The sequence below is a fragment of the Aquiflexum sp. genome (assembly GCF_977115555.1).
This window is the reverse complement of the sequence record NZ_CDSBKL010000627.1, coordinates 1-1,567: the sequence shown is the minus strand read 5'-3', so window position 1 is coordinate 1,567 and position 1,567 is coordinate 1. Positions and strand designations below refer to the sequence as shown.

The 1,567-nt window shown below is 42.6% G+C and carries 1 protein-coding gene; it reads left to right on the top strand.

Going from position 1 to position 1,567, the window contains the following annotated elements; translation table 11 throughout:
• The coding region (locus ACZFYI_RS20230) for a hypothetical protein (RefSeq protein ID WP_462525926.1) at nucleotides 1–1,372 on the top strand (1,372 nt) is incomplete at its 5' end.
• Nucleotides 1,373–1,567 lie beyond the last annotated feature (195 nt).

The window sequence follows — 1,567 nt, the reverse complement described above, 5'->3', positions numbered from 1 at the left end:
CAATCATTATTTCCATCTGTCTGTGTTTCTTTTTTTTATGGCCTTTGCCACTCATTTCCAAGCCGATGCGCAGGGCATCTACACCGCTCGAGGCTATTGGGAAGAATCCAACAAAGAAACTTACCGGATTATCAAACAAAAAAGCAATACGGGCATCGTCCTGTCAGCTGACGAAACCTCTTACCTCAAAGATTATGAAACCTACCTTGCCAATTATTTCTCGAGGCTTTCGGATGATGAAAGGTCGGTTTATGAAAAAATGAAATCCCAATGGGACAGGGAGATATTTGGACCTCAACAAACGGCCGTAGTCGAAGAAGAATTTGAATGGAGAGGGAGAGATTATGCCACAAATATTTTTTATGGAGCCTATTATGGCGCCAGTTTGGTAGGCGTTACTGAAATCAGCAGTGCTGCTGCAGTCGGAATCCCCCTATTGACAGGAGGACTTTGGGCATTGGGACCGGTCATTAATCCAAAAAAATATGAAAACATCACCCGTCCTGTCATCAGGGCAAGTAATACCGGAAAGTTTCTTGGTCTGATTTATGGTGGATCCCTGGCACTGATGATCGGTGGAGAAGAAGACTATACGGGACAATTGGCCTTGGGGCTTTCCACATTGGGAAGTATCGCATTGGGAGAAGTGGGTTTTAAGCTACAGAAATCCAGAAATTTTTCTGAAGGACATATTGAATTGGTCAGACATTACGGCACGATAGGTCCTTGGCTTGCCGCAGCATCACTGGGGGCTGCCGGATCAGAAAACTTAAATCTCTATGGTGCTGCCTTTTTGGCGGGAGGTGTAGGAGGAATCCTTGTGGCTAATAAAGTCTCCCAAAAATATGATTATACCAAAGGTGATGTCGATAACATTTCGGCCATGACCCTTGCTACCACTGGTGTCGGTTTCGCCATAGCAGCTGAAGTATTGCAAGATGATGCATCAAGTGCTATTTTGCTTATTCCAGCAGCAGGAACTGTCATTGGTACTATGCTAGCCCAAAAAGCTGTAAAAGGTGTTTACCTCAACAAAAGACAAGGAAGTACCATCGCACTTTCTACCGGTGGGGCAGCCTTGGTTGGGCTTGGCATTGCTGCGATCTTTGAAACAGAATCCCCTACCCTTTGGGTAGGTATCCCTTCGGTATTTGCTTTGGCAACACAGCAGATTCTTTTCAATAAGTATAAAAAAGACAACCTTGCCGGAAATCTCCTGAGCAAAATCAACAAAGACAAGCCCTACAAATTCTCCATGAAAGTGACGCCGGAAAACTATTTTGTCAACCAAAGAATGCTTGTTCCTTCAGGCATTATCGGTCCAAATTCCAATGTTTCAAATCCATTGGTCAACCTGAAGCTGGCATTCTAGGGATTATTCTTCCCTGCTCAGGGTTCTAAACAGAATTTTTAAAAAGTCAAAAAAGCCGCAATCTTTAAAATTTTCAAGGAATCAATTGAAAATTTCCAACGGTTGCGGCTTAATCATTTTTTTTTTGAAAATTCCCCAAACCCAATTTTCAAAAAAATTTTTTCGTTCCAATAATTAACAGAAATAAGCCTACTT